The following is a 1,251-nucleotide window of genomic DNA, read 5'->3' on the forward strand; positions in this document are numbered from 1 at the left end:
CCGCTCTACGTATTCTAAGACAAAAGCAAATAAATAGTAATTTTAAGCAGCTTTGATAATAAAAGGAGTTTGCCTTTTAGCTACTGCAAAAACTCGAGCTACAAGCTTATTTTTAATAACATTCAAGGTGCTCATTTTGCTTTTTCCCTCGTTAACTCTTTTTTGATAGTAAGCTTTTAATTCCGGGTCGGTTTTCACTGCATTATTAGCACAAAGGAAAAGTAAACTTTTAATGTGTTTGTTGGCCAGATGTGAAACCCTTGTTTTGCTTTTTATAGAAGTGCCCGAAGTATGTGGAAAGGGAGCAATACCCGCATAACATGCGAACTTTCGCCAGCAATCAAACCGCGTAAAGTTATGTGTATATACGATCAGATATGCCGCTGTTAAAGGACCAATGCCTTTTACACTGGTAATAAGACTATAAATTGTTTTTGTTTCAGGATCATGGATAAGCAGGTATTCAATTGTCTGGTCAATCGCTTTTATCTTCTCATTAAGCACTTGTATCAAATCCTGATAGGTGGTAAAAAGCTCGAAGTAACCATCTTGTTTATAAACCGCTTCACGCTCTTTGCAGGTTGACTTATACCTGGCCCTGTCTGTTACCAACTGGTCGCGTAAGGATAGAAGAGGTTGTAAACGCAGGATTACTTTTGGTGCAAGCTTAGTAGGGATAAGCTTTTCTCGTTTCGCATAAGCATACGCTGCAATTCTTTGGGCATCAAGCTGATCACTTTTTCCCCTGGTAGTACCTATTGAATGCTTGATGTCCAATGCTGGTACAATGGTAAATAAAACAGATTGCTGCTGAAAAAATAACGACAGGCTAAGCGAATAAATTCCAGTGTGTTCAAAGCATATTAATGCGCTTTTAAGTTCAATAGCACTAAGATGTTTTTTCAACCAGTGCATAAAATCAGAGAACCCCTTGTCATTGTTGTCAAATTGTTGCTTAACATGTTTGCCACAAATGAATGCATCGAAAGTAAGTTTGGAAACGTCGATTCCAATGAATGCTGTGTAATTCATAAATTTGCTTTTAAGGTTACAAAAAACAGTTGCCGGACTAAGACCTTTAATTGACCTGCAAGTCTAAAATTCTAAATTGTTCTTAGGCAACTTGTGGATGGAATGGGGACTAATACGTAGAATAGGTCTTTTAATAACCTGGCCGCGGAGTAAGTTCACCCCATTCCTTTCCACAAACTTATCTGTAAAATAATTAAGAATACAAACCTAAAGGCCGCG

General features: G+C 37.7%; 1 protein-coding gene. It reads right to left on the minus strand.

The genetic code is table 11. The features are described from left to right. Nucleotides 1-42: 42 nt before the first annotated feature. Complete coding sequence (locus GS399_RS20535) at nt 43-1,032, minus strand: IS110 family RNA-guided transposase (protein WP_160846535.1); 990 nt, start codon at nt 1,030-1,032, stop codon at nt 43-45. Between the last annotated feature and the right edge of the window lie 219 nt (nt 1,033-1,251).

The sequence above is a fragment of the Hufsiella arboris genome (assembly GCF_009834875.1).
Taxonomy (GTDB): domain Bacteria; phylum Bacteroidota; class Bacteroidia; order Sphingobacteriales; family Sphingobacteriaceae; genus Hufsiella_A; species Hufsiella_A arboris.